The organism is Dyadobacter alkalitolerans DSM 23607, from assembly GCF_000428845.1.
Lineage (GTDB): Bacteria > Bacteroidota > Bacteroidia > Cytophagales > Spirosomataceae > Dyadobacter > Dyadobacter alkalitolerans.
In genome coordinates this window covers 11915-37211 of record NZ_AUAS01000008.1, presented here as the reverse complement: position 1 = coordinate 37211, position 25297 = coordinate 11915, and the positions used below count along the sequence as shown (strand labels likewise).

At 46.0% G+C, this 25297-nt stretch carries 22 protein-coding genes and 2 pseudogenes; 8 read left to right on the top strand and 16 right to left on the bottom strand.

All coding sequences use genetic code 11. From position 1 onward, the window contains the following. The first annotated feature begins 62 nt into the window (after positions 1-62). The 3 genes and pseudogenes from G395_RS29630 (at position 63) to G395_RS0116845 (ending at position 4312) form a co-directional block, all read left to right on the top strand. A pseudogene (locus tag G395_RS29630) lies at positions 63-887 on the top strand (oxidoreductase). A 63-nt stretch (positions 888-950) separates the two neighbouring features. Continuing rightward, entirely contained in the window at positions 951-1841 is an 891-nt protein-coding gene (locus G395_RS0116855; RefSeq protein WP_026631128.1) for a helix-turn-helix domain-containing protein, read from the top strand. Positions 1842-2422: 581 nt separating this feature from the next. Continuing rightward, entirely contained in the window at positions 2423-4312 is a 1890-nt protein-coding gene (locus tag G395_RS0116845; protein ID WP_084439684.1) for a DUF8693 domain-containing protein, read from the top strand. 61 nt (positions 4313-4373) lie between these two features. On the opposite strand, the gene G395_RS0116840 is transcribed toward G395_RS0116845, so the two are convergent. From G395_RS0116840 to G395_RS0116805, 8 genes are all read right to left on the bottom strand, one after another. Beyond that, positions 4374-4736, bottom strand: a complete 363-nt coding sequence (locus G395_RS0116840; protein WP_026631125.1) for a DUF4180 domain-containing protein — start codon at positions 4734-4736, stop codon at positions 4374-4376. 105 nt (positions 4737-4841) lie between these two features. Continuing rightward, positions 4842-5069, bottom strand: a complete 228-nt coding sequence (locus G395_RS33100; protein ID WP_026631124.1) for a DUF4249 family protein — start codon at positions 5067-5069, stop codon at positions 4842-4844. Next, positions 5062-5799 (bottom strand): DUF4249 family protein, encoded by a 738-nt coding sequence (locus G395_RS0116830; protein WP_026631123.1) that lies wholly within the window; start codon positions 5797-5799, stop codon positions 5062-5064. The genes G395_RS33100 and G395_RS0116830 overlap by 8 nt, the downstream gene beginning before the upstream one ends. A gap of 74 nt (positions 5800-5873) precedes the next feature. Next, a complete protein-coding gene (locus G395_RS0116825; RefSeq protein ID WP_026631122.1) occupies positions 5874-6272 on the bottom strand; it encodes a hypothetical protein in 399 nt (132 codons plus the stop codon). Between the two features lie 44 nt (positions 6273-6316). Beyond that, positions 6317-7204 carry a DUF4249 domain-containing protein gene (locus tag G395_RS0116820; protein ID WP_169720052.1) on the bottom strand — a complete coding sequence of 296 codons (888 nt, stop codon included), beginning with the start codon at positions 7202-7204 and terminating at the stop codon, positions 6317-6319. A 72-nt stretch (positions 7205-7276) separates the two neighbouring features. After that, positions 7277-9682, bottom strand: coding sequence for a TonB-dependent receptor (locus G395_RS0116815; protein ID WP_026631120.1), 2406 nt, complete (start codon positions 9680-9682; stop codon positions 7277-7279). A gap of 180 nt (positions 9683-9862) precedes the next feature. Then, positions 9863-10270, bottom strand: coding sequence for a hypothetical protein (locus G395_RS0116810; protein ID WP_157486721.1), 408 nt, complete (start codon positions 10268-10270; stop codon positions 9863-9865). A gap of 65 nt (positions 10271-10335) precedes the next feature. Beyond that, positions 10336-10743 (bottom strand): hypothetical protein, encoded by a 408-nt coding sequence (locus G395_RS0116805; protein WP_026631118.1) that lies wholly within the window; start codon positions 10741-10743, stop codon positions 10336-10338. Positions 10744-11035: 292 nt separating this feature from the next. Here G395_RS0116805 and G395_RS0116800 point away from each other — a divergent pair, with 292 nt between their 5' ends. The 4 genes from G395_RS0116800 (at position 11036) to G395_RS0116785 (ending at position 17105) form a co-directional block, all read left to right on the top strand. Then, positions 11036-12841: a glycoside hydrolase family 15 protein gene (locus tag G395_RS0116800; RefSeq protein WP_026631117.1), complete on the top strand. Its 1806-nt coding sequence runs from the start codon at positions 11036-11038 to the stop codon at positions 12839-12841. A 183-nt stretch (positions 12842-13024) separates the two neighbouring features. Further along, positions 13025-13351, top strand: a complete 327-nt coding sequence (locus G395_RS0116795; RefSeq protein ID WP_026631116.1) for a PadR family transcriptional regulator — start codon at positions 13025-13027, stop codon at positions 13349-13351. Beyond that, positions 13348-15990, top strand: coding sequence for an ABC transporter permease (locus G395_RS0116790; protein WP_084439682.1), 2643 nt, complete (start codon positions 13348-13350; stop codon positions 15988-15990). Before G395_RS0116795 ends, G395_RS0116790 begins: the two co-directional genes overlap by 4 nt. Continuing rightward, positions 15987-17105 carry a hypothetical protein gene (locus G395_RS0116785; protein ID WP_026631114.1) on the top strand — a complete coding sequence of 373 codons (1119 nt, stop codon included), beginning with the start codon at positions 15987-15989 and terminating at the stop codon, positions 17103-17105. The genes G395_RS0116790 and G395_RS0116785 overlap by 4 nt, the downstream gene beginning before the upstream one ends. A gap of 15 nt (positions 17106-17120) precedes the next feature. Here the strand turns inward: G395_RS0116785 and G395_RS0116780 are convergent, their stop codons facing one another. The 6 genes from G395_RS0116780 to G395_RS0116755 all read right to left on the bottom strand — a co-directional run bounded on the left by G395_RS0116780 (position 17121) and on the right by G395_RS0116755 (position 22684). Next, on the bottom strand, positions 17121-19367 hold the full coding sequence (locus G395_RS0116780) for a xanthine dehydrogenase family protein molybdopterin-binding subunit (RefSeq protein ID WP_035361600.1): 2247 nt from the start codon (positions 19365-19367) through the stop codon (positions 17121-17123). Between the two features lie 23 nt (positions 19368-19390). Then, entirely contained in the window at positions 19391-20374 is a 984-nt protein-coding gene (locus G395_RS0116775; RefSeq protein ID WP_026631112.1) for an FAD binding domain-containing protein, read from the bottom strand. Then, positions 20371-21009 carry a (2Fe-2S)-binding protein gene (locus G395_RS0116770; RefSeq protein ID WP_026631111.1) on the bottom strand — a complete coding sequence of 213 codons (639 nt, stop codon included), beginning with the start codon at positions 21007-21009 and terminating at the stop codon, positions 20371-20373. The genes G395_RS0116775 and G395_RS0116770 overlap by 4 nt, the downstream gene beginning before the upstream one ends. 106 nt (positions 21010-21115) lie before the next feature. After that, entirely contained in the window at positions 21116-22183 is a 1068-nt protein-coding gene (locus G395_RS0116765; protein WP_026631110.1) for an NAD(P)-dependent alcohol dehydrogenase, read from the bottom strand. A 33-nt stretch (positions 22184-22216) separates the two neighbouring features. After that, positions 22217-22354 carry a hypothetical protein gene (locus G395_RS31740; RefSeq protein WP_229204199.1) on the bottom strand — a complete coding sequence of 46 codons (138 nt, stop codon included), beginning with the start codon at positions 22352-22354 and terminating at the stop codon, positions 22217-22219. Between the two features lie 6 nt (positions 22355-22360). Further along, positions 22361-22684: a putative quinol monooxygenase gene (locus G395_RS0116755; RefSeq protein ID WP_084439697.1), complete on the bottom strand. Its 324-nt coding sequence runs from the start codon at positions 22682-22684 to the stop codon at positions 22361-22363. A gap of 162 nt (positions 22685-22846) precedes the next feature. On the opposite strand from G395_RS0116755, the pseudogene G395_RS29625 reads away from it, so the two are divergent. Then, positions 22847-23154 (top strand): annotated as a pseudogene (locus G395_RS29625) (helix-turn-helix domain-containing protein); the annotation flags it as partial. A 39-nt stretch (positions 23155-23193) separates the two neighbouring features. On the opposite strand, the gene G395_RS0116745 reads toward G395_RS29625, so the two are convergent. Continuing rightward, positions 23194-23868, bottom strand: coding sequence for a response regulator transcription factor (locus tag G395_RS0116745; RefSeq protein ID WP_026631107.1), 675 nt, complete (start codon positions 23866-23868; stop codon positions 23194-23196). A 3-nt stretch (positions 23869-23871) separates the two neighbouring features. Then, complete coding sequence (locus G395_RS0116740) at positions 23872-25281, bottom strand: sensor histidine kinase (RefSeq protein ID WP_026631106.1); 1410 nt, start codon at positions 25279-25281, stop codon at positions 23872-23874. Between the last annotated feature and the right edge of the window lie 16 nt (positions 25282-25297).

Sequence of the window (25297 nt, the reverse complement as noted above, 5' to 3'; positions counted from 1 at the left end):
CCGGCATGTACGCCAACTTTGTGTCATCAAAATAAACATTAAAAACACAAAAAAATAAGATCATGTCAAAAACCATTTTTATTACCGGCGCATCCAGAGGATTTGGAAAATTATGGGCAGAAGCACTCCTGAAACGCGGAGATAAAGTTGCCGCCAGCGCTCGCAACATTGCGGCCCTGGACGATTTGGTTGCCACGTACGGCGACAACATTCTGCCCGTTCAGCTCGATGTCAACGACAGAAATGCAGTAAACAAAGCCGTTGCACAGGTAAAAGAGCATTTCGGAAGCATTGATATCCTAATTAATAATGCGGGATATGGGGTATTCGGAACGGTGGAAGAAACCACAGAAGAGCAGGCAAGGGCACAAATGGAAACCAATTTCTTTGGTTTGCTTTGGGTCACACAAGCGGTGCTGCCCGTAATGAGAGCGCAAAAATAAGGTCATATCATCCAGGTTTCAAGCTTTTTGGGACTAACAACCTTGCCTATGCTGGGCTTATATAATGCATCCAAATTTGCAGTGGAAGGCCTAAGCGAAACCATTGCGAGCGAAGTGGCACATCTCGGCATTAAATTCACCTTGATCGAGCCCAACGGATATGCAATAGAATGGGCTGGAAATTCCGCAGTTCAGACCACATCGGACATCGAAGATTATGCGCCCTTACGCGCTGCATTTGCTGAATCAGGCGAGAATCCGGATGGCTGGGGCAAGCCGGAAGCAACCGTGGATGCTATTCTGAAAGTGATAGACAGTGAAAATCCTCCGCTGAGATTATTGTTGGGAAAAGTGGCTTATCATGGTATGAATCAGGCTTATACAGAACGCTTAAAAGATATTCAGGCCTGGAAGGACGTCAGCATTGCGGCGCACGGACATTGAATAGGCCGAATTATAAAAACAGCTAAATTGTTAACTCTGAACAATTCGTTTTTAGCAATACAAATGAAACATTATAAAACGATAAGCGAGATCCATAAGGGCAATGGCTGGGCGCCACCGGAAAATCCGCTATTCAGCATCAATGCTTGTAACAATGCCTGCACGCTCGGTGACCGCGAGTTCACCAGCGATGCTTACATGATTGGTTTCAAGAAGTTAAGGTCCGGCATTATCCGTTATGGCCGAACAGAATATGACCATAGCGAGGGCTCGATGATGTTTGTCAAACCCCGGCAGATCATTGAAATTAAGGACGTTGAGTTTGAAGAAAAGGGATTTATGATCCTCATTCACGAAGATTTCCTGGCCGGCCACGAACTGCACCACGCCATTCAGAAATACGGTTACTTTGATTACGAGGTAAATGAAGCGCTGCACCTTTCCCCAAAAGAAGAAGCTGTGATCTGGGAGCTTCATGATAAGGTTAAAGCGGAATACCAAAATAATCCCGACGAATATAGCCGGGAGATCATTCTGAGCCACATAGCCTCGATTTTGATGTATGCGCAGCGGTTTTACAAAAGGCAATTCCTCAACCGCACCGACATGTCGGGCAAAACCGTCACCAGGTTCAACGACGCGCTGGGGGCATATTATGGCCAGGGATATTTGCAAACCAAGGGGTTACCCAGCGTAAATTCAATCGCCGAGCAGCTCAATGTTTCCTCACGTTACCTCAGTGACCTGCTCCGTCAGGAAACAGGCAAAACCGCCATGGACCTCATTCATATATCATTGATTTCGGAAGCGAAAAATATGTTGAGAGAAGGCAGTCAGGGCGTTGCAGAAATTGCGTACGGACTCGGGTTTGAAAACAGCTCCTACTTCACGCGGTTATTCAAAAAGCAAACCGGCATGAAACCGCTGGAATTCAAGAAGATGAGTTTGAATTAGATAATTATAGATTGAGCTTGGACTGCAAACTAAGCGAAAGCAAAAATAAAAAGGCCTGGCGAGTTGATATGTATCTCAACTTCCAGGCCATATTTTTATAGTGTGTCTAGTGCTGCTTATGGTGTGCTTAATGCCGCTTTCCACTTTTAAGACAAGCGAACCGAATAAAGCGGCTTCATAATTCTCGGTCTTTTACCCGATTTCTGCATCCCGGCTGAAGCACTTTCACGCTGAAAAGGATTGGTGTTTTCAAATATGTTTTGGTCTTCGAATAATTCCTGATTTTTTGCTGACGATTTCATGTTTTTTAGCTTGTTGATGAATTGTGATAAGGGTAGATAAAAATCTGTGCCAGAAGTGGGACATTCAACATTCCAGGGCGACTTGGATACTTGAAAGTACATGATCGTATTAAGAAGGATAATTCTAGCAGTACAAATAGAGAATAATTATAATTTCCTTCATGGTGTATATAGATCTTGGTTTAAATCAGTTACTTTGTAATCCTCAACGTTTATAAAGTTTGATGAAAGGCTTCTCTTCAACAGAGTATAAATATCATCCTGAAAACTGAACTAAATATGAGGAATCATTTACAAAATCCCAGATTCTGTTTATTAGCATTTTATTTAATCGTTTTATCAATCCCAAAGACTTATGGGATCACAAATAGGGAATGGAGCGGCACTAGGCACGAAATATCAGCAGCACCAATCATTACTCAAGAACCTTCATCACAAGCAATTTGTGCCAACTCAGACGCCACTTTCAGCATTGTCGCAATCGGGGCCACATCTTACCAATGGCAGGTGAATACGGGAACTGGGTTCACAGATCTTGCCGAGCTGCCACCTTACAGTAATGTAAACACCCCTAATTTAAAAATAACAAATGTTCCGTCTGCCTATCAAGATTTTGTATATCGTTGTATAGCAAGCAATTCCGGCGAAACAACAACTTCTTCCGAAGCGAATATAGCGATCAAATCGACCTGGACCGGCGCCGTGGATAGCAATTGGGACAATGCGGCAAACTGGTCGTGTAATGCGGTGCCAGATATAAACACAGACGTCGAAATCCTATATCTATATCAACGGAGCCCAATTGTTACTGCGAATTCGGCTGCGCGAAATGTGCAAATAACATCCGGATCCTTAACAGTTTCTTCCGGAGGAACATTTATGTTGGCCGGAAAGATTATTGGATATGGCTATAACGCGACCGCTCCTAATGCACTTACAGTATTTTCTGCAAATGGGCCGCAAGAAATACGCAGCGGGACATACGCAAACATACGTATTGTAGGAGGCAACAAGACTATGGAGCAATACGGGAGTGACATTACTGTGCTTGAAAATTTTGATTTTGCCTCGGGCAAGTTTCTCTTGGGCTTATCCAGCCTTTATATGGGGCCTTCTGCAACCGTTTCAAACTTTGATAAGGACAGGTATTTTGTGGTGAACTACTCTATGGGCGGTGGATTGGTAATGTATACAGATCAAGCCGGACAGATATTTCCAATTGGAACAGCTACCAGCTATACACCAATGACCGTTGTGCATGATGGTGATCCCTATCCCGTTAAATGTTTGGTTTTAGATGGTGCATACGAGCACTTCAATGGAGGGGATGCCCAGGGTATGCCTATTGCCAACGGAGTAGTGAATAAGAGTTGGTTTGCTTTTGAAGGTACCGGAGGGATAGAACACGGTAAGATATCGCTCACTCTGCAATGGAATAGCACAGACGAAAAACCCGGGTTTAATAGGGAGATATGCGGTCTTGCAACCATTATTGGCAACTCCATAGGTAGTCGCTGGCAGTGTGACGAATTAAAAGCCGCAAGTGGATCAGGTCCTTACACGTTGAGCCGCAGTAACGTGGAGATGGGCCGCTTTGCAGTTGCAGATGACGAGGTCTTGCCCGTCAGGCTTGTAAAATTTGAGGCCAATCAGGAAGAAAAAGCGATTTCCTTAAAATGGTTGACAGCCGATGCAGTGAACGTGAGCCATTTCGAGGTGGAAAGAAGTTTGAATGGAAGAGTCTTTACCAAAATTTTGGAAGAGCAATATCTTGAAGGAAAACATGCCTACCGCATAGTGGACACAGCATTTGTGCAAGGATTGCCCGCCGGAGGCTCAATTTACTACCGCCTTAAAATGGTTGATAAAGATGCCAGTTTTACTTATAGCCGTATCATAAACATAAAGACGGATTCACAACAGCCAACTGCATTTGGCAGCCCCAATCCATTCAGCAACAGGGTCATGGTTCAAGTCCCCTGGGCATTGTCGCAAAGCTCGACGGTCAATTTGAGCAATAGTTCAGGACAAAGCATCTTCATAAGGAGAGTCACATTTGTTGAAAACGAGGTCAATATTGAGGTGGATCAGTCGCTTCCTACCGGCCAATATATCCTGACCATTCAAGATCAGGATCAAATTAAATCAGTAAAGTTGGTTAAACACTAGCATGCGAAACATAAAACTTGCAAAGCTGCCACTACAATCACCAATCAATATTGCTCTCTCCCTACCGATTAGAAAGCCTCTCCAACGCCTCAGAAACGCCACCTAAAAAATTAACCCTCCCACCGCGGTTACTTTCCCTAATAAAATCCTGAATGCTCTTTCCGGGATATTTGTCAAAGTCGCCGATGATAGCCAGACGCATTCGGTAGTTGGAGAATTTTTGAAGGATTTCTCCGGCGATGCCGGTTTTCAGGTCGAAGAAGGAGGATGTGATGTTTGCCTCATGAATGATAATGCTGTCAAAACCTTGGTAATAAAGGTTTCCAAGCAGTTCGAGTCCATCTTCGGCTGTTTCGATAATCAGCTTGTCAGAAGTGACTTCCGCGATCTGGACTTCGCCTGCAGTATGCGATATAATGTTCATTATAATGTAAGGTTGAAGTAATTGGGTTAAGCAAATTTTCTTCTTTTTGACCCAATTAACAAGATGTTTATGCATTCACCCGTGCCTGTTTGTAAGGGCAACGGCCTAAAATGCCACCTTTACGTGCGCTGCGTTGTATGCTGCGAAACATCCCAACCCGCCTTGAATGTTGGAATATAGCGGTGCGGGTTCGGAGAAGGGAGTGTCTAAGTTTTGAGTAGTTTCTAATGATCGCAAGTATTTATAGTAGTTCACATCTATGTTAAATACTTGGAGCAACAACCCTAAAACTTTATTTTTTGGATAATAAATCACCTTCTTTCCATCAGTCATAATCAGCTGATTTTGGACTTAATAAATTAAACTTTCCAAATAGCGAATGCATCGTGCTACCATCGAGATGTTTGTCACTTACAAATTCAGTTTTCCCATCTTGTCCTTGCCAGTAAAAGTGAAACTGATCTGTTAGCATTTTCTCTTGTATTTCGTTTGTATCTGTCCTTTTTGCAACAGAATACTGCAAGTCGACCGCTGCATCTGCCTTGTAATAATTTGTATCACCCGGAACGTCCTGCCAGCTCATTCGAACTGTCAGAACGGTGTCTTTCATAATGATGTTATCGACAATAAGGGTGTCAAATTCGTAGGATTTAATAACCGGCCTTTTACCTGGAACCTTACATTTGGCAGTAACGCTTCTCCTTTTATCCGAAACAGATAAATAGTATGTCTTTAAGTCTTTAATGGGGAATTTGGATTGTGGAATGCTGTAAAGCTTTTTCTCGGCATCGAAGGGAATGGTTATTTCATTCACTCCGTCAGAAATTCGGACAACAGCATTTTCTACTCGTTTTTCGGTTGCATCTGTTTCGGTAAACAATGGAATTGACTCCGTTACAACAACATTGATGTAAGGCAGTTCGGGTGAGATGATGGAGTTGACTACCAATTTGGATTCTGCATGCGGAAGCTTGGAAAGCGGAATGTTGGGCAACGACGTTTCACAAGCAGATAGTATAATGCTCATCAGCAGGATACTGAAAAAGGTTCTAATGAATTTCATGGCTTTCACTTTATAGTTTAGCAATCACTAGCCAAAAACTAACAAGGCTGAAAAATTTAGAGAAATAATTGCTCCTACTTTGTAATAACGAATGGTATTTTTTCACAGATTGATTGACCATTCTCCAAATCCGCACAGATTTCAAGATAGACATCCTGCTTTTTCTTTACAGGATATAGAATTGATTTTTCGATTTTGATCAGTGGCATATTCGAGCAAGCACATCCGAGATTAGATGAAAACAAAACTTTTCCCTTCTTGTCTATAATGTTAACCCTTGAATTAATAACGGATGTGTTTTTTGGTTCAATTTGGGCCTTAATTCGAATACTGTCTTTGTCCTGAAAAACCTGATCACGGACTGGTGATATAACGGTAATGTATGGTGAGTCTTCAAAAACATTTTTTTCTTTGCAAGCACCTACAAGCATTGCTAAACTTAATATTGCTAAACCTAATCTGTTGCTTTTCATAATTGTAAGATTTATTGTGAAATTGAATTTTGAATATTCCTTGCCTAAAAAGCCACCTTCACCTGCGCTGCGTTGTACGCCGCGAAGCATCCCAACCCGCCATTAACATTGGAATACAGCGGTGCGGGTTCGGCGGATGGAGTGTCAGAGTTTTGAGTATTTTCTATTGACCGTAAGTATTTATAGTAGTTCACATCTATGTTAAAGACTTGCAGCAGCAGGCCCAAAACTTTATTTTTTGAATGATAAAGTACCTTCTTTCCATCCGTCATAGTCAACTGAGTTGGACTGAATAAATTAAACTTTCCAAACAGCGAATGCATTATGGTGCCGTCGCGATGTTTATCACTACTCAATTCAGTTTTCCCATCTTGTCCTTGCCAGTAAAAGTGAAAACGGTCTGTTAATATTTTCTCTTGTATTTCATTTTTATCCGTTCTCTTTGCAACAGAATATTGCAAATCGACCGCGGCATCGGCCTTGTAATAATTAGTATCGCCCGGAACGTCCTGCCAGCTCATTCGAACTGTCAGGACGGTATCTTTCATACTAATGTTATCAACAATGAGGGTGTCAAATTCGTAGGATTTAATAACCGGCCTTTTACCTGGAACCGTACATTTGGCAGTAACGCTTCTGCTTTTATCCGACACAAATAAATAGTATGTTTTTAAATCTTTAATTGGGAATTTGGATTGTGGAATACTGTAAAGTTTATTCTCAACACTGTATGGAATTAAAATCTCATTTACCCCATCGGAAAGCTTGACAGTAGCATCTTCAACACGCCTTTCGGTCGCATCTGTTTGTGCAAATAAAGGGATAGATTCCGTTACTACCACATTGATAAAAGGGAGCTCGGGTGAAATGATGGAGTTGACTACCAACTTTGAATCTGCTTGTGGTAATTTGGAAGGCGGAATGTTTGTCATTTGCGTTTCACAAGCAGAAAAGCTGATGAATATGAGCGTAATGCTCAATATGGATTTCAATGTGTTCATGGCTTAAAATTTAAAATTGTAAATAACTGAGGGCACCACTGGGAATAGCGAGTACTTTTTTAATACACTTTTCTGTTCGCTTTCACTTATTTTCTCTTCAGAGCGATCATAAAAAAATGGATTTTTGCGGTTGTAGGCATTGTAAACGCTAAATTCCCAGGTCCGTTCGTGGCGTTTCTTTTTTTTATGAAACTGAATAGCGAGGTCCAACCTGTGAAATGCTTCCGCTCGAAAACTGTTCTTGGCAGGGAATTCAGAAGCTTTCAATTCTCTGTAACTGCTGTTTAAAATATTCTCAGACGGATCAAATCGTGTGAAAAAATTATCACTGACTGGATAAAATGTTGCCGCAGGAACAGTAAGCGCGTTTCCGGTTCCGTAAACCCAGCTTGCTGATATGGTAACCCGCTTGTTCAGCTCATAAATCCCAACCACCGAAACGTCATGCCTGCGATCGTAACGCGGATGAAATGTTTGCCCGTTGTTCAATTCGGGGAATTTCCAGTAAATCCAGGATAATGTATAACCAACCCACCCTGAGAACTTTCCGCTTTTTTTCTGAATCAGAAATTCAGAGCCGTACGACCAACCCTTCCCTGATGTAACGTTGTCCTGCCAGCTTACATCATTAGCATTTTCTCCGTTCACACCTAGAAAACTGGCTCCTTCACGATAACTAAGAATGCTTTTCATATCCTTATAAAACCCTTCCAATGTAATGGTCAAGCCTTTATTATGAAGATCCTTTGCCAATCCCAGTGCAACCTGGCTCGATTGCTGAGGAGCAATGCGGTCTGTGCTGGTTACCCATAAGTCAGTCGGTAAACCCAAGCCTGTGTTGGAAAGCAGATGCACATACTGGTTCATACGGGCGTAGGAAGCCTTGGCAGAAAAATCAGGGGCCAGCTTCAACGCTGTCGAAAAGCGCGGCTCGGGGTTAAGATATGTTTTTTTATCTGCTTTAAAATAACTCATGCGGAAGCCCAGGTTCATTTTAAGTGCGTCAAACGGCTGCCAGGTGTCTTCCACATAAGCTCCGCCTTCCAAAGAATACAGAGGCTTCTCTAATGGGTCAATCGTTCCCTCGGCATTTGTGTCTGAAATCGCCAACGCCGACGGTGTAGATTTATGTCGCGTGCCCTGGATTCCAAATTTTATCGCATGAGCTGCATTGGGATAAAAGTCAAAATCACTTTTAAAGCTCAGATCCTGGATTCGCGAATGGTATTTGAGCCTCGACTCGGTCGCAGGGCTACCATCACCAACTCCGGGTTCCCGGGTATAGCTTGCTGTAGCAAAGTTGAAATTGGTGAAGATCAGGGCTGTATTTGCAAAAAGTTTTCGGTTGAACACGTGGTTCCAGCGCATGGTTGCCGTTGCATTTCCCCAATTCAGCCCCGCTTTCAGTTTAGAATTTCCATGCTCTTTTTTTACAGATAATTTATCCTTTCCCAAATAGCCGCTTACATAGAGTTTGTCTCTTGTACCAAGGTCGTAATTGACTTTTGCGTTTAAATCGTAGAAATAATATCCTGGCCGAATTCCGTTTCCACCATGTTTTTCTTTATAATTCAAATATGGACCTGCCAGAACATCCAGGTAAGTCCTTCGCCCTGAGATCAGGAAGGAGGATTTATTCTTTTTTATCGGCCCTTCCAATGTTAGTCTAGACGAAATTAGCCCAATCCCGCCCTCTCCATGCAGCTTTTCCTTATTTCCTTCCTTCATATCCATTTCCACAACCGAAGAAAGCCGCCCGCCATAGCGAGCCGGAAAGCCGCCTTTTGTCAATTCAACGCGCTTGATAGCATCGCTGTTGAAGACCGAAAAGAAGCCAAACAAATGACTTGCATTGTAAACCACGGCATCATCCAGAATGATCAGGTTTTGGTCTGGCCCGCCGCCGCGTACATATAATCCGGTCTGGCCTTCGGTTCCTTTTTGGACGCCGGGCATGAGTTGGAGACCTTTCAAAACGTCCTTCTCTCCCAGCAGCGATGGAATTTTTTTAATCTGGTCAATCGGGATTTCCAGCACGCTCATTTGGGCCGAGCTGCTGACATTATCCTCTTGCTTCCGCGCAGAAATGGTCACCTCATCCAGCTGACGAATGGAAGGCAGATACACATTCAATTCCGTATCCTTCTGCGCGGAAATGCGTATTGTTTGACTCTCATAACCAACCAAAGAATAGGTCACGCTCACCGAATCAGCTGCTGAAATGGTGAGTGAATAGAATGCATAATTGTTGGTTGTAGCGCCAGAAGATGTTCCCGGAACATAAACATTTGCCCCGGTCAACAATTCCTGGCTCCCTTTCTCTTTCACAAAACCGCTAATGGTTATACGTTTTTGCCCAAGTGCGGCCACAGAAGCCAGCCATAGGGCTATAAAGATGTTTATTCTCATATAATATCAAGCTTATTGCATTCAAAGACGCACGTCCTGGTAAGTCCAGGCACGCCAGATCATTGGTTCTGGCTCGCCTGAACATAGGGTTAGCATCCCCGCTTGAATGCGTGGTGGAAAATGATGGTTAACTCGAAAGAACTTTGTCGGGAGTTAACCAACGAATCAAAATGTCTGAGTTTAAATTTTGGTGTCAATCATTTTGAATGGAACCTCTTCTACGACGCTGGTGCCGTCCTCAAAGATGACCCATAGTCGCAATAACACATCGGTCGATTGATTCACATCATATTCAATGGATTCTTTAATTTTAACGCGCTTCTCTCCTTTGCAATCGCAGTCTACATCTTTTTCAAAAACCTTGCGTTTTTCGCTGTCAAGCAGTGTTAAAGTGTATTGGACCACCGACTTATCTTTTGGTTCAACAATAGCCTCAACATTAAATGGAACGATGTCTTTCACATCCTGCTTGCGGGAAGGTGAAATCACGGTTATCAGCGGGGAATCTTTTGAGACGTCCTTCATCTTGCATGAACCTAATGTCCCTATCAAAACGGCTATGGTGAGAATTGATCTGTTCGTTTTCATGTCTTTTGAATTTAGTGAAAGGATATTCAATTGATTGGCTCAGTTCTGGTGAATGCTGGCGCTTTCTATTTTTTGGCGTCAATTAATTTGAATGGAATTTCCTCCCTGATAGAGCTGCCATCACTGAGCACAGCATCAATGCGGAGGAGCAGTTCTGAGGTTTTCTTAATGTCATATTTGAATGCTGCCTCCAACTGAACTTCACTCTTGTCTTTGCAGTCACAGTCTGTTTTTGTATTATATATCTCCCTTTTCTTGTCATCTACAAGAAATATGTGATAACTAACCACAGATTTTTCCTGGGGCTTGATAACGGCCTTTACAACGATGTCCGTATTATCATTAATCTCCTGCTTCCAGGTCGGAGAGGTCACCGTGATGTATGAAGAATCTGCTTTCGGAACTTCTTTTTCCTTACATGCTGATAGTGCCGCCAAAGCAGCTAAAACTATAATTGATCTGTTCGTCTTCATGTTTGATTTTAATTTAAGTGAAAAAATGATAATTAAACTTTCAAACCCAACATCGAAACCTATGCCCTACCCCGCGATTTACGCAATAGGGTTTCCCTCCGGCAGGGATGGATGATTGAACGGTAAAGTGTTTGAGTAAACCTTGGTTTGCAAATGTTCCAAGGCTGGGAACTGGGGATTTTGTTCGCAAATCAGCTCTTAAAGAGAGACTATTCTTCGTTGGAAAGGCTGTGAGGCCCTTCTCCTGGCGTGATAATTTACACACTCCGTTCTCACACTTACAAAATAACAAATGCCCAGAAAGAACCCTGAACATGCGCGGATTGAGGATTATGGATTGATTGGAAACCTCAAAACCGTTGCCCTCGTGTCCGTAGAAGGCTCTATCGATTTCATGTGTTATCCTGCGTTTGATTCGCCGACCGTTTTTGCAAAATTACTGGATAACAAAAGCGGTGGCAGCTTTGGTATATTCCCCCAAATGGACGGGTATAATACCAAGCAGCTCTATCTTCCGGCAACGGCTGTGCTGCTTACCCGGTTTTTTTCGCAATACGGGATCGCAGAAGTGACGGACTACATGCCAGTTAATGATCAGATGGACAAATCGAATGCAATCGTTCGGCAGGTTAAAACAGTGCGTGGCAACATTACTTTTCAGGCGAGATGTGAGCCTGCTTTTGACTACGCCGGCGCTTCACACACTTGCGAGATGCGTGATGAGGGTGTTTATTTCAAAGCAGATGACAAGGATGGAACTGTTATGCGCCTGATAGCGGATGTTCCGTTGCAGATCAGGAAAAATGCAGGTTATGCGGAATTTACGCTGGGACAGGGAAACACGGCTTATCTGGTGCTGGAATGTGGCAAAACGCAGGTGGAGGATGAAAATCCAATTGATGTTTATAAAAAAGATACCTACCAGGATACGGTTGATTTCTGGCGGAACTGGTCCAAGAAGTCGACTTATAAAGGTCGTTGGACGGGCGCTGTGAACCGTTCGGCTATTACGCTCAAACTGCTCACTTCCCGCGAGCAGGGTTCCATGGTGGCTGCCCCGACGTTCAGCTTGCCGGAAGTGATCGGCGGCGGGCGAAACTGGGATTACCGCTTTATGTGGATCCGGGACGCGGCATTTACGATGTACGCATTTCTCCGGCTGGGTTATACAGAAGAGGCCACGGCATTTCTGGAATGGATCCACGACCGTGCCCAGGAAGATAAGCTTTACCTGATGTATACGATCGATGGCGGCCATGATATGGAAGAAAAGGAGCTGGAACACCTAAGCGGCTACCTGGATTCAAAGCCTGTAAGGATCGGCAACGGTGCACAAGATCAGTATCAGCTCGACATTTACGGGGAGCTGATCGACACCATTTACATATACAACAAACAGCATACGGCGATCACGTTTGAATTTTGGGAAACAATTGTGAAACAGGTAAATGTGGTTACCAAACAGTGGAATACGGCCGATCACGGGATCTGGGAGATCAGGAACACCGAGAAACATTTCCTGCACAGCAGGCTTATGTGCTGGGTCGCCATGGACCGCGCAATAAAGATCGGGCAGCACCGCTCATTCCCTTTTCCCGAAAATGACTGGAAAAAAGTGCGTGACGACATTTATACAGACATTTATGAAAATTTCTGGAACGATGAGATCGGTGCCTGGGTGCAGCACAAAGGTGCAAAAACGGTGGATGCCAGCGTCTTGCTGATGTCGCTAATGCATTTTATCTCACCTCACGAACCGCGCTGGTTGTCCACATTGAAAGTCGTGGAAGAACAGTTGGGTGTGGACGTGCTGCTGTATCGTTACAAAAACGGTGAAGCATCATTTGATGGTCTGGAAGGTGAAGAAGGCACATTTAACATGTGCTCCTTCTGGTATATTGAATCCCTCGCCAAGAGCGGCGAAGTCGCGAAAGGGCTCGATAGTTTTGAAAAAATGATAGGTTATGCCAATCACCTGGGCTTGTTTAGCGAACAAATCGGCCACAAAGCCGAGCACCTGGGCAACTTCCCGCAAGCATTTACGCACCTGGCATTAATCAGCGCTGCATTGGAAATTGACAAGCAGCTGGATAGATAGGCAAGTGCCTCGATAATGACGCATTTATGCCTGCTATCCAATCATTCGTTTGTCCAGATCTGAACGCGAAATTGTGCGTTTTTGAACACCTTAAATTTTAAAATGTGGCTTTCCTGGCGTTCTGAGCTTATTTGGATTGTTGGTAAGGTATTTGTTATACATTTACATAACTAATACGAGACGATGAAAGGAACTTACCTTGGAGAATTTGAAGAAGTGGTTTTGCTGGCCGTCGCCATACGGACGGGAGATGCTTATGGGGCCGCTGTGGTTAATGAAATTGAGCAGCAACTTGGTCGGGCAGTCAACTTAGGAGCAGTGCATACTGCCCTGCACCGGCTTGAAGAGAAAGGACTTGTTAAATCCGAAATGGGTGGCGCCACGGGCGAGCGGGGCGGAAGGAGCAAACGGCTCTATGTCGTGACCGCATTGGGCCGACGCGCATTGGAGGAAATCAGGCAGCTTCGCAATCAGATGTGGGATACCATTCCAAAAATCGCCTGGTCATGAGCGCTTCAAAACCTGCCGGTAAAGTCCCGCCACGCTGGGCAACATGGCTGCTACAATTGTTCTGCCCCGCGCACCTGGCCAATGAAATGGAAGGTGACTTATATGAGCTGTTCCAGCAACGGATTCAGGCAATAGGCTTGCGTAAGGCTAGGCGGCGCTATATTATGGATGTATTTAGCCTGCTGCGGCCTTCACTCATGAGAGATAAATCCACTCAATATCCAAACCCAAGCCATACAGATATGCTGCAAAACTACATGAAGATCGCCTTTCGCAATCTTGCAAAAAATCGTACTTATTCCGGCATCAACATTGTTGGCTTGTCCATCGGGATGACAACGGCCATTCTGATAGGGCTTTGGATGTGGGATGAGCTTTCCTACAATAAAAATCATCAGCATTACGACCGCATTGCGCGGGTCATGCAGCATCAAACTTATAACGGGATCACTAATACTTTTCCCGCCACTCCCCTGCCCATGCGAGCGGCTTTACAAAGTGAGCATGCCAGTGAATTCACGTATATCGCATCTTCGTCATGGACTGAGGAACATATTTTAGCATCTGGCGAAAAGAAGATTTCCAGAAAGGGCAATTGCGTCGAGCCGGATTTTCCATTCATGATGTCGCTGCGGATGATCAGGGGCACGGCCACCGGTCTTGATAACCCGGCTTCAGCCCTGCTATCGGAATCAGTTGCAGAAGCTTTGTTTGGCGAAGAAGACCCGATTAACAAAACGATAAAGGTTGACAACAAAAATTACTTCAAGGTTACCGGCATTTACGAGGACCTTCCTTACGCGACGGAATTCCATGATGTAACATTCCTGCTGCCCTGGAAGCACTTTTTAGAGGAAACACCCTGGGTAAAACGCTCAGAAACAAACTGGGGAAATAATTCTTTCCTTTTGCTGGCACAAATCGCGCCGAACACAAGCTTCGACCAGATCAACGCCAAGATTAAAAATATCAAAGCCCGTCATGCAAAAGAAGAAGCCAGATTTAGCCCAAAAGCATTTCTTCACCCGATGAGCCGCTGGCATTTGTATTCGGAGTGGGAAAACGGCGTGCCGGTCCGTGGGCGGATACAATTTGTATGGCTGTTTGGCATCATTGGTGCATTTGTAGTGCTGCTGGCTTGTATCAACTTCATGAACCTGTCCACGGCCCGGTCGCAAAAGCGGGCCAAGGAAGTGGGCATTCGCAAGGCAGTGGGCTCCCTGCGTAGTCAGCTGGTGGCGCAGTTCCTGGGAGAATCGGTGATGGTCGCAATATTTGCATTTATGCTGGCTTTGCTGTTGGTACAGCTGCTATTACCCTGGTTCAACCAGATTTCTGATAAGCAAATTACATTTCCGTGGACAAATCAGACGAGCTGGGTTATTGGTGTGGGCTTTACGCTTTTGACCGGGCTTCTGGCTGGCAGTTATCCCGCGATTTACTTGTCAGGCTTTCGTCCGATCAAAGTTCTGAAAGGCGCTGGTTCGTCGTTACAGGTTCATGCAGGGCGGCTTGCCGCCTTACCCCGTCAAACCCTGGTTATTGTCCAGTTTACAGTTTCTATCACGCTGATAATTGGCACTTTGGTTGTGCTTCGCCAGATCCAGTATGCCAAAGACAGACCGGTGGGTTTCGATCGTTCGGGATTACTGTCCGTTGAAATAAACACCCCAGATCTGCAAGCACATTCACAGCCGCTCCGAGACGATTTACTCCAAACCGGTGCTGCTATCGATATTTCTAAATCTTCGAGTCCGACTTCGGAGGTCTGGAGCAGCGATGCAAGTTTCAACTGGACCGGCAAAGATCCCCACCAGCTGGGTGATCTGGGAACTGTTGGTGTCACCCACGATTATGGCAAAACTGTTAATTGGAAAATCAAGCAGGGACGTGACTTTTCGCGCGCTTTTTCTACCGACAGCCTTGGCATGGTGATTAATGAAAGTGCAGTCAAATTCATGGGACTCAAAGAAGCCGTCGGAACCCGCGTGCAATGGAATGGAGATCAGTATACCATTATCGGCGTGATTCATGATGTGGTTACCGGTTCGCCGTTTATGTCTATCCAGCCCACCGTTTTTATGCTGAAAGAAGATTGGGTATCTTTCATTCACATCAGGCTTAATCCGGCTATTCCGACCCGGGAGGCTCTTTCAAAGCTTGAACCGGTTTTCAAGAAACACAATCCCGGAAGTCCTTTTGAATATAAGTTTGCCAGTGATGAATATGAACGGAAATTCCGGGCAGAAGAGCGGATCGGGCAAATCTCGACAACTTTTGCGTCTTTGGCAATTTTTATTAGTTGCCTCGGTCTTTTTGGCTTAGCTACGTTCTTTGCCGAACAACGCCAGAAAGAGATCAGTATCCGAAAAGTCCTTGGCGCTTCCGTGGCCAACTTATGGAAACTGCTTTCCAAAGATTTCCTGACCCTGGTAATGATATCCTGCCTGCTGGCGACACCCATCGCATATTATCTCATGCACGACTGGTTGCAACAATACACTTATCAAACATCATTATCCTGGTGGATTTTTGCAGCAGCCATTGCAGGCGCTTTTATCATCAGCCTCGCCACAGTCAGTTTTCAGGCGGTGAAAGCCGCCATTTTAAATCCGGTGAATAGTTTGAAGAATGAATGATAGTTAAATGTGCACTGCGAATAAATCTACTGCTCTATAATGCAAGTGAGCCAACGCGGGATAGCGTAATCAGCTACAAATTTCAAGGCACTCCGCCTTTGTACTTATCGTTGCAGGACAAGGCAGACAATGATTTCACCCATATAAACATCTATTTCAATTTTTCAGGAACACCTCAAATCGAATTGCTGCAAAGAGAGATTGCGGTTAATGCGGATGCGATTAAGCTGCCTTTTAAGTTTAATGTGAAGCAAGGAAGTTCGCCCTCTGCGCCGGATTCGGGCGATCCCTTGATTAAGATTACCAATGAAAAATCAGGCAATTCTGAGGAAGCCACTTTCTATATCGGCGATCCGCATATGTATCTGTCCAATGCGCTGGCGCTGGCCACCAATGATCCCTTAACTATGGAAATCAGGTTTTACAATCAGAATCCGGTGGTTTTCAAAGGAATCAGATTCAGGCGGGATACGCCCGTCGTGCGTGATTTTGGCTATATTCCATTTCAATATGCACGGCAGGATACCATTAAGGCAGGAGGTGGTTTCTTTTTGCCCACAGAAAAATACACCATGACCGTTTCGAGTGTTTCGCTGCCTGTGCCGGTAGTGCTTCCTGTGCGGGTGCATGATGTTCATACCTTGATGTTGGATAAAATCCCTGCCGGTTGGCCCGACGGCTCCTATCTCCTCTCCTATTATGAAAAAGACAAGCTGATTGGAAAAGGAGCCGTGTATCTGGGAAAGGCGCAGACAAATTGTCTGGAAAGCATCTGGAAAGGCGATCTCAACCAGAGTCTCAACAGGAGCGTTGAGCAATTGTCACTTCGCAAAGGCGACGTTTTTTATGCCAAATCAACACCGGCTCTGTTCATTCATCCCAGAACTGAATTTGATGTAAACCACCTGCCGCGGCTGCGCCTCAAATCTGCTGGAAAAGCAATCGACCTCGTTCCAGAGCTGGCAACTTACAACTGGGGAATGGCTGGGGTAACTTTTGCCATCGGCAAATATACAATCCCGGCAAACCTGCCATCGGGCTCATACATTGTAACGGGCGTTTTTCCGGATAAGACAGAATCAAAGCCCTACTGGTCCAGTATAGAAGTTAAATAAAGGAGCTTAGTGAAGCTATATCAGCTTATCCGGCGTGATCGGCAGCTCGCGGACCCGTTTTCCCGTTGCATTGAAGACTGCGTTTGCAATGGCAGGCGCTACGCCGATGATTGCAATTTCGCCCAGTCCTTTACTGCCCACCGGATCAGCCAGTAAATCGGGTTTGTTTACAAAATACACATCAATGTCGGGCACGTCGGCGTGAACCGGCATGTGGTAATCCGCCAGGTCCTTGGTAACGTATCGTCCATAACGGTGGTCCATTACCGCATCTTCTGTCAATGCCATTCCAATGCCACCCGTAGCGCCACCGATCATCTGGCTTGCCGCGGTTTTGGGGCTTACGATGGTGCCCGCATCCGCGCAGCATACGATTTTTTTCACCCGCACCTGGCCTGTGAACGGATGCACGTGCACTTTGGCAAAGTGCATGGAGAATGCATACATCGAATATTTATTCCGGTTTTCGTCGGGCTTGGACTCGTTGGTGGTCTCTATTTTTTCAATGTTATTTTGTTTAAATAAATCGGCGAGCGTTGTTTTTGCAGACTTGCCACTGAGCTGCAATTCATTTTTATCAAACATCAGATCATCAGCCTTTGCCAAAGTGAATGCTGCATTTCCTTTGGCCGCTGCCATGGTAATGAGCTGTTCTTTCAGCGCATTACAAGCAGCAAGCACTGCCGGCCCCACGCTATTCACAGTCGAAGAACCTCCCTGCAATCCTGCATTCGGAAATTCAGAACTTCCTAGGTGAAATGTTATTTTGTCGGTCGAGATGCCCGTAGCATTGGATGCGATTTGTACCATTGCCGTTCCGGTGCCGGGGCCGATATCGGTGATAGCGCAATGCATAATGAGGTTGCCTTCCCTGTCCAGCTCTGCATGTACAGTGGCCGAATTGCGGTTTGCACCAAATGTGCCGGTGCCCATTCCGTAACCTACAAGCCATTCCCCCTCGCGCACTTCGCCCGGTTTCAGCTTACGGTTTTCCCAGCCAATGCGCTTTTTTCCTTCCTCATAACATTCCCGCATATACTTGGTAGACCACGGCATTTTTTTGTCCGGATCGGACTCCGTATAGTTTGCAAGCCTGAAATCGATCGGGTCCATTCCGATGGCGTACGCCATTTCGTCCATGGCAGATTCCAACCCAAAAGCACCGGTTGCTTCACCCGGCCCACGCATCCATATAGGCGTAGCCAGGTTGAGTGGCAAGATTCGATAACGCGTGCTTATGCTGGGCGAAGCATACATCATTCGCGTTTGCTGTAAAGTCGATTCGGTGAACTCTTCGTAGCTCGACGTCTGGCCGATGGATTCGTGGTTGATAGCCACCAGTTTTCCGTCCTGCATGGCTCCCATTTGTATTTTTTGCCAGGTCCGTGGCCGGTAACCGACCATCGTGAACATTTGCTCGCGGGTTAAAACCAGCTTAACGGGCCTTTTCACCTGTTTTGCAGCAATGATAGCAGCCGTTTCATGCGGCCAGTTATGCAGTCCATTCCCGAATGCGCCGCCTACGAACGTCGCGATCACTTTCACATTCTGCTCCGGAATATTCCATTCTTTTGCAAAATTCTTCTGCGTCATTTTTGTGCCCTGCACCTTATCATAAACCGTGAGCTTGTCATCGGCTTCCCAATGAGCGATTATCGCCTGCAACTCCATTGGATTATGCATTTCGGTAGGCAACACATATTCCGCTTCGATTTTTACAGCGGCATTTTGAAATGCGTCTTTTTGTCCCCGGTCGTAATCCGCAGTCGGTGACTTTGGGTTTTTCTTGGCAGATTCAGGCAGCTTCGCATTTTTAGCGTTTGCTTCCAGATCGGTCTGATGTTGCTCCTTATTGTACTGGACTTTGACCAGCGACGCGGCATGCTGCGCCTTTTCCAGACTCACTGCAACAACCGCTACAATAGGCTGATCATTGGAATAAATCTTATTGTCAAAAAATACGCGCAGCGGCTGGCCACTGGTCGACGGCTCCGAGGGATGCTCGCCTTTGGGCTGGTATCCAGGCACTTTGATCGCATTGAGGTGCGATATAACCGCCAGCACACCCGGGGCGCGCTCGGCCGCTTTGGTATCAATGCTTTTAATGGTGCCTTTGGCGATCCGGCTGCCAACCAGCACGGCATAGGCCATATTCGGTAAGGGATATTCTGCTGAATATTGCGCCGCGCCGGTAACTTTCAGGCGTCCATCCACCCGGTCGAGTGGCTTATATTCTTTTTTATCGAAAAATGCTTCGTTCATGATCTTGGAATTCAGGGTTAGGATTACGCCAGGTTAGCTGCATTTTTCAATGCTTCTACAATTACATTCGGACCCAGTTTCAGCTTGAATGCATTGTATTTAAAAGCCTTTGCACCTTGCATGGCAATTTCGGCGGCCTGCCTGAAAGTCTCTTCGGTGGCTGGTTTGCCGATCAACGCTTTTTCTGCTTCTTTCAAACGCCACGGCTTATGCGCCACACCCCCCATTGCGAGCCTTGCTTCCTTAATCACCTTTCCATCCAAATTCAAAGCCGCCGCCACCGACACCAATGCAAACGCATAAGAAGCCCGGTCGCGGACCTTCATATAGTGACTGTTTTTACTGAATCCATTATCCGGGATCTCAACTGAAATGATCATTTCGTTATTTTGGAGCGTATTGTCCTTTTCAGGCTGATTGCCCGGGAGCCTGTGAAACTCTTCAAACGGGATCCTTCTTTCTCCTTTCGGGCCTGCCACCAGCACCGTTGCATCCAATGCTACAAGCGCTACACACATGTCACTCGGGTGCACAGCAATACATTGTTCACTCGTCCCGAAAACGGCGTGCATCCGGTTCAATCCCTCCAATGCGCCGCAGCCGGAACCTGGTTCGCGCTTATTACAGGGCAGCGCTGTGTCGTAAAAATAATGGCATCGCGTACGCTGCATCATATTTCCGCCTACGGTGGCCATATTCCTGATTTGCGGCGATGCGCCTGCATTTAATGCTTGTGATAGAAGTGGATGTTTTTCAATGATCAGTTTGTGTTCGGCAACGCGGCTGTTTAATGCCAGGGCACCAATGCTGATCTTGTCATTTTGGTGTTGTATATCTTTGAGCGGGACCTGGTTAATATCCACCAGCTTGGTTGGTGCGGTAATGTTCCGCTTCATCAGATCCACCAGGTTCGTACCTCCGGCAATGAACTTCGCATTGCTGCTGTTGGCCAATGCATTCACAGCTGCTTTCGTGGTTGCCGCGCGTTCGTATTGAAATTGTATCATGATTTCTGCCCCCCGTTTTTAACTTCCTGAATCGCCTTCACAATGTTGGGATATGCTCCGCAACGGCAGATATTCCCACTCATGAATTCCCTGATGTCGTCTTCGTTATTCGCGTGCCCTTCGTTAATGCAAGCCACAGCCGACATGATCTGCCCCGGCGTGCAGTAACCGCACTGAAAACCGTCGTGCTTGATAAACGCCTGCTGCATCGGGTGCAGCTCTTCGCCTTTTGCTAATCCTTCAATGGTTGTAACTTCCTGACCTTCATGCATAACAGCCAAACTCAGACACGATAGCACGCGCTCGCCGTTCACATGGACTGTACACGCACCACATTGACCATAATCACACCCCTTTTTGGTTCCCGTCAAATGCAACTGTTCGCGGAGCACGTCCAGCAGTGTGGAGCGTGGTTCAAGGTTGAGCTGTTTCTTTACACCATTTACCTTGAAACTCACAGGTGTAGTTTCCAATGCTACACTGATCTTTTCTCCCAATTCATGCTTTGCTGCTTTCGCAACTGTTGCCGGTGCAACAGCAATGGCGGTGAGGATGGAAGTTGTTTTTAGGAAGTCGCGCCGGGATTCATTATCCAGCACTTTTTCAGGCTTTTCGGCAGATTTATTTTTGTCCATGGTGATTGTTGATTTGTGCGCGGGCCAGGGGCGCAGAAACTATAAAGATCAGGCCAGAAGTTGGTTATCTCAGGCATTGCCTGCTGGCATGCCTGAGATAACTGGTTTATGCATTCTCCTTAATAGAAGCCATGTCAATAACAAAGCGGTATTTCACATCGCCTTTCAGCAAACGTTCGTATGCGTCATTGATTTCCTGAATGTCAATCATTTCAATGTCCGCTACAATGTTGTGTTCCGCACAAAAATCCAGCATTTGCTGTGTCTCGGCAATCCCGCCGATCATAGAACCGGCAAAACTTTTACGCCCCTGGATCACACTGAATGCTGCCACCGGAAGAGGATGCTCGGGTGCGCCGACAAGCGCAAGCGAACCATCTACCCTTAGCAGGTTGAGGTAAGCATTGATATCATGCTCGGCAGAAACGGCATCCAGAATAAAATGCAACTTTCCTTTATACGCCGACATCTGCGCTTCGTCTTTGGACAAAACCACTTCGTCCGCTCCAAGGCGTTTCGCTTCCCCAAATTTTGATTCCGATGTGGTAAAAGCAACCACCTCCGCACCCATGGCCTTGGCAATCTTAATCCCCATGTGGCCCAGTCCGCCGATGCCTACAACGCCCACTTTTTTACCAGGACCAACGTTCCAGTGGCGTAACGGCGAATAGGTGGTGATGCCTGCACACAGCAAGGGAGCTGCCGCAGCCAGATCCATGTTTTCCGGGATCCGCAGTACGTAATTTTCATTCACGACAACCTTCTCAGAATAGCCGCCAAATGTTGGCGAACCCGGGATATGCTTGTCGGGCGAATTGTAGGTGCCGGTCATGCCATTTTCGCAAAACTGTTCCAGATCCTCCTTGCAATATTCGCACTCACGACAAGAATCAACCATACAGCCGACGCCCACCATATCTCCTACTTTGAATTTTTGCACATGATCGCCTACGCTGATGATCTTTCCCACAATTTCGTGGCCGGGGACACAGGGATACATGGAAGGACCCCATTCGCTCCGGGCAGTATGCAGGTCGGAATGGCAGACCCCGCAGAATAAAATATCTATCTCAACATCATGAGGAGTGGGTTTTCTCCGGTTGATATTCATTTGGTCCAATGGTGCCTCGGCAGCATCTGTCCCGTAAGCCTTTACATTTGTTGTTTCGGTCATTTTTTTAATATGTAAATTTTTAAAATTTCTCTTTTATAATTCTTGCGGGAATGCCTGCGACAACCGGATTGTCCGGGCAACTACTTCCGCGAATTTCCCATATTCAGGATCATCTTTCCGAAGCAGCTCACCGGCCTGCAACCGGGCGAAAATGTCTTTTTCTGTACTCATTAACCTTTATTTCAATTTTTTAAAGATTTCCGGCATGGTCTGCGAATCGATTGCATTCATATCTAACAATTTCAATGCCTTCACCATTTTCAAAGTTGTTGTTTTGTAATGCTGGAAATGTGGGGTTTTTAAATGCGACTGATAGGCAGCGCTATCGGCATAGATCTCCACGATCCGGATCTGATTGGGCTGATCTTTCATATACATTGGAAAAATGGCCACCACGCCCGGCTCCTTTTTGACAGACGCTGCGGCCTCTTCCTTCAAAATCGCATTATACTCCGCCAGAAACTCCGGCACGATCTCAATTTCTGATATTCGGACCATCATCTCCGCATTCGTTTGGCTGAGGGACGTCTTAGGTTGCGCCATCATGGTCGTGGAGCTGAGAATAAAAATGAGAAGCAGGATAACTTTGTACGGGCGCATGCGGATCGTTTTTTATTGTTTATTAACCAAATCATAGACAAAGGTCGCCCAGGCTGGCTGCAATTATTAAGTGATTATTTCAAATCAGGAAAATCGCAGACATCCGGCTTGCCGAGCGTTGCTTACTGCGCCGATGAATTGCATTTGTCTCCCAATTATTTTGGTGATTTAATTAAAAAAGAGACCGGGCATACTGCGCTGGAATTTATTCAGTCAAGGTTAATTGATGAGGCCAAAGTAAAGATGTTTGAAGGCAGTCAATCTCTAAGCGAAATAGCATATCAGCTCGGGTTAAATATCAGCAGCATTTTACGAGGCTTTTTAAGCAAAAAACGGGCGTTACGCCTAATGAATACCGAAACCTGAATTAAAAATCATCAGCATTCGCATGGCCATTCCACTGGCCGGTTTCAGCATATCAGCTTATACCCAATCCCGCGGATATTGACGATCTGGATCTGCGGGTCGTCTTTGAGATAGCGGCGGAGGCGGGTGATGAAAACATCCAGGCTGCGGCCATTGAAGAAAGAATCGTCACCCCAGAGCTCTAATAACACAACATTCTTCTCCAAAACCTGATTTCGGAGCTGATACAGACGTCGCAGCAATTCGGCTTCGCGGTGAGATAATGACACCTCTTTTCCGGAGAGTGTGAGTTTTTGTTTGGCAGGATCAAAGGTGTATTGTCCGATTTCAAAAACCGCCGGAGCAAAATTCATGGTATTTCTGGGCCTTAACAGCGCCTCAATGCGGACGACCAGCTCGTCGAGACTAAAAGGTTTTTTGAGATAATCATTGCCGCCCAGCTCAAAACCTTTCACGACGTCGGCGGTTTGCGACCGGGCCGTCAGAAACATGATGGGAACATTGGGGTTCAGCTCGCGAATGTGCTTCGCCATAGTAAAGCCGTCCATGTCCGGCATCATAATGTCTGCTACTACAATGTCCGGATGGTGCTCATTAAATTGTGCCAGACCGGCGACGCCGTTTTCAGCATAGAAAACCGTAAAGCCACGATAAATCAGGCTGTCTTTCACAATCATACCCAGGGCAGCCTCGTCTTCAATGAGTAAAACTTTTGGCATAAATCAGAATTTCAAAATAAACTCGCTTCCTTTTCCCGGCTCACTGACCAGATCAATGCTGCCGCCATGCCGTTCCACAACCTGCCGCACATAGGCAAGCCCCAGCCCAAAACCCTTTACTGCATGCAAATCGCCCGTTGGCACGCGAAAAAAACGCTCAAAAACAGCTTGCTGATGGTTTTTTGCAATTCCTAACCCATCGTCGGTGACGGCCAGGCGCCAGTTGTCTCCATCCTTTTTGTACCTGAAAACTATGGTTACCTCTTCATTAGAATACTTAATGGCGTTATCGACCAGGTTGCTGAGTACATTGCCGAAATGCACACGGTCCACGACAACCGTGTCATGCTCATTGAAATCATGCTCGAAACTGACCCGCTTCGTCGTTTTGAGTGCGTAGCTTTCGGTGATCTCCCCAACCAGCCGGCGCAGATTTACCGGTTCCGGGTGAAGCGTAATTTCCTGCTTATCTTCCACAGCCATATGTAGCACTTTGTCCACCAGTTCGGAAAGGTGGCCGAGGTTGTTCCGGGAAATGGACAGGTAACTTTGCGTTTTTTCCGGATTGTCGAGCACGCCGTAATGCATCATCGCTTCCACAGCCGCTGTGACGGTTGCTATGGGCGTTTTGAGCTCGTGGGTCATGTTATTGATAAAATCATTTTTAATTTCCGACAGGCGCTTTTGTCTTAAAATCGTTCGCAGCATATAAAGAAAACAGCCCGTTGTCAGGATAAGCAAAATGCTGCTTGCCGCCAGCAGGCCACCCATTTTTTTGAACAAATACAAAAACGGCATATCGAATGTGGCCTGCACAAAAAGGTTTTTGACCGGATTAATAGGCACTGGGATGGTCTTGAACTGCTTTGCGGAATTCAACCGGCCAGTCCTGGTATTGGTATAAAGTGTATTCTCCCCATCGGACCTGGGAATGAGGCGTATGGTGTCAATTAAAAAACTAGCCTGGATTCCGCGCTTTTGCAGTTTTGATTGATAAGCCTTAAACAATTTTCTTTTATCGATCTGGTCGCCTTTTGCCCAGCCCGTTACCAGCATTTTAGAAATACGGTTTGCCAGTGTGTCTCCCAGGGCCATTTTTACACCATCCATGTTTGGGCTTATATAAACGCGCGTTTCCGAATCCGATTGGATTCTGCGAACGATCACCCGCTGCCGCGACAAAGGTGGTGCGCCCGGAACAGCAAGTTTCGTCCCGTTACGGCCAAACATGGCATCCGCCCACGCGACCTGCTGCTGATCCACCACCTGGAACAGCACGTCCTGCACGGTATGCTGGAACTGTGAGTTGTGCAGCCGGTAAGTGGTCAGGAGCCAATAGCCCTGAAAAGCATTGATCGCTACAATGCAAATGGTCATCATCCAGAAAATGAACCTGATACGTGCGCTGCTCATGGTACAAAGCTACAAT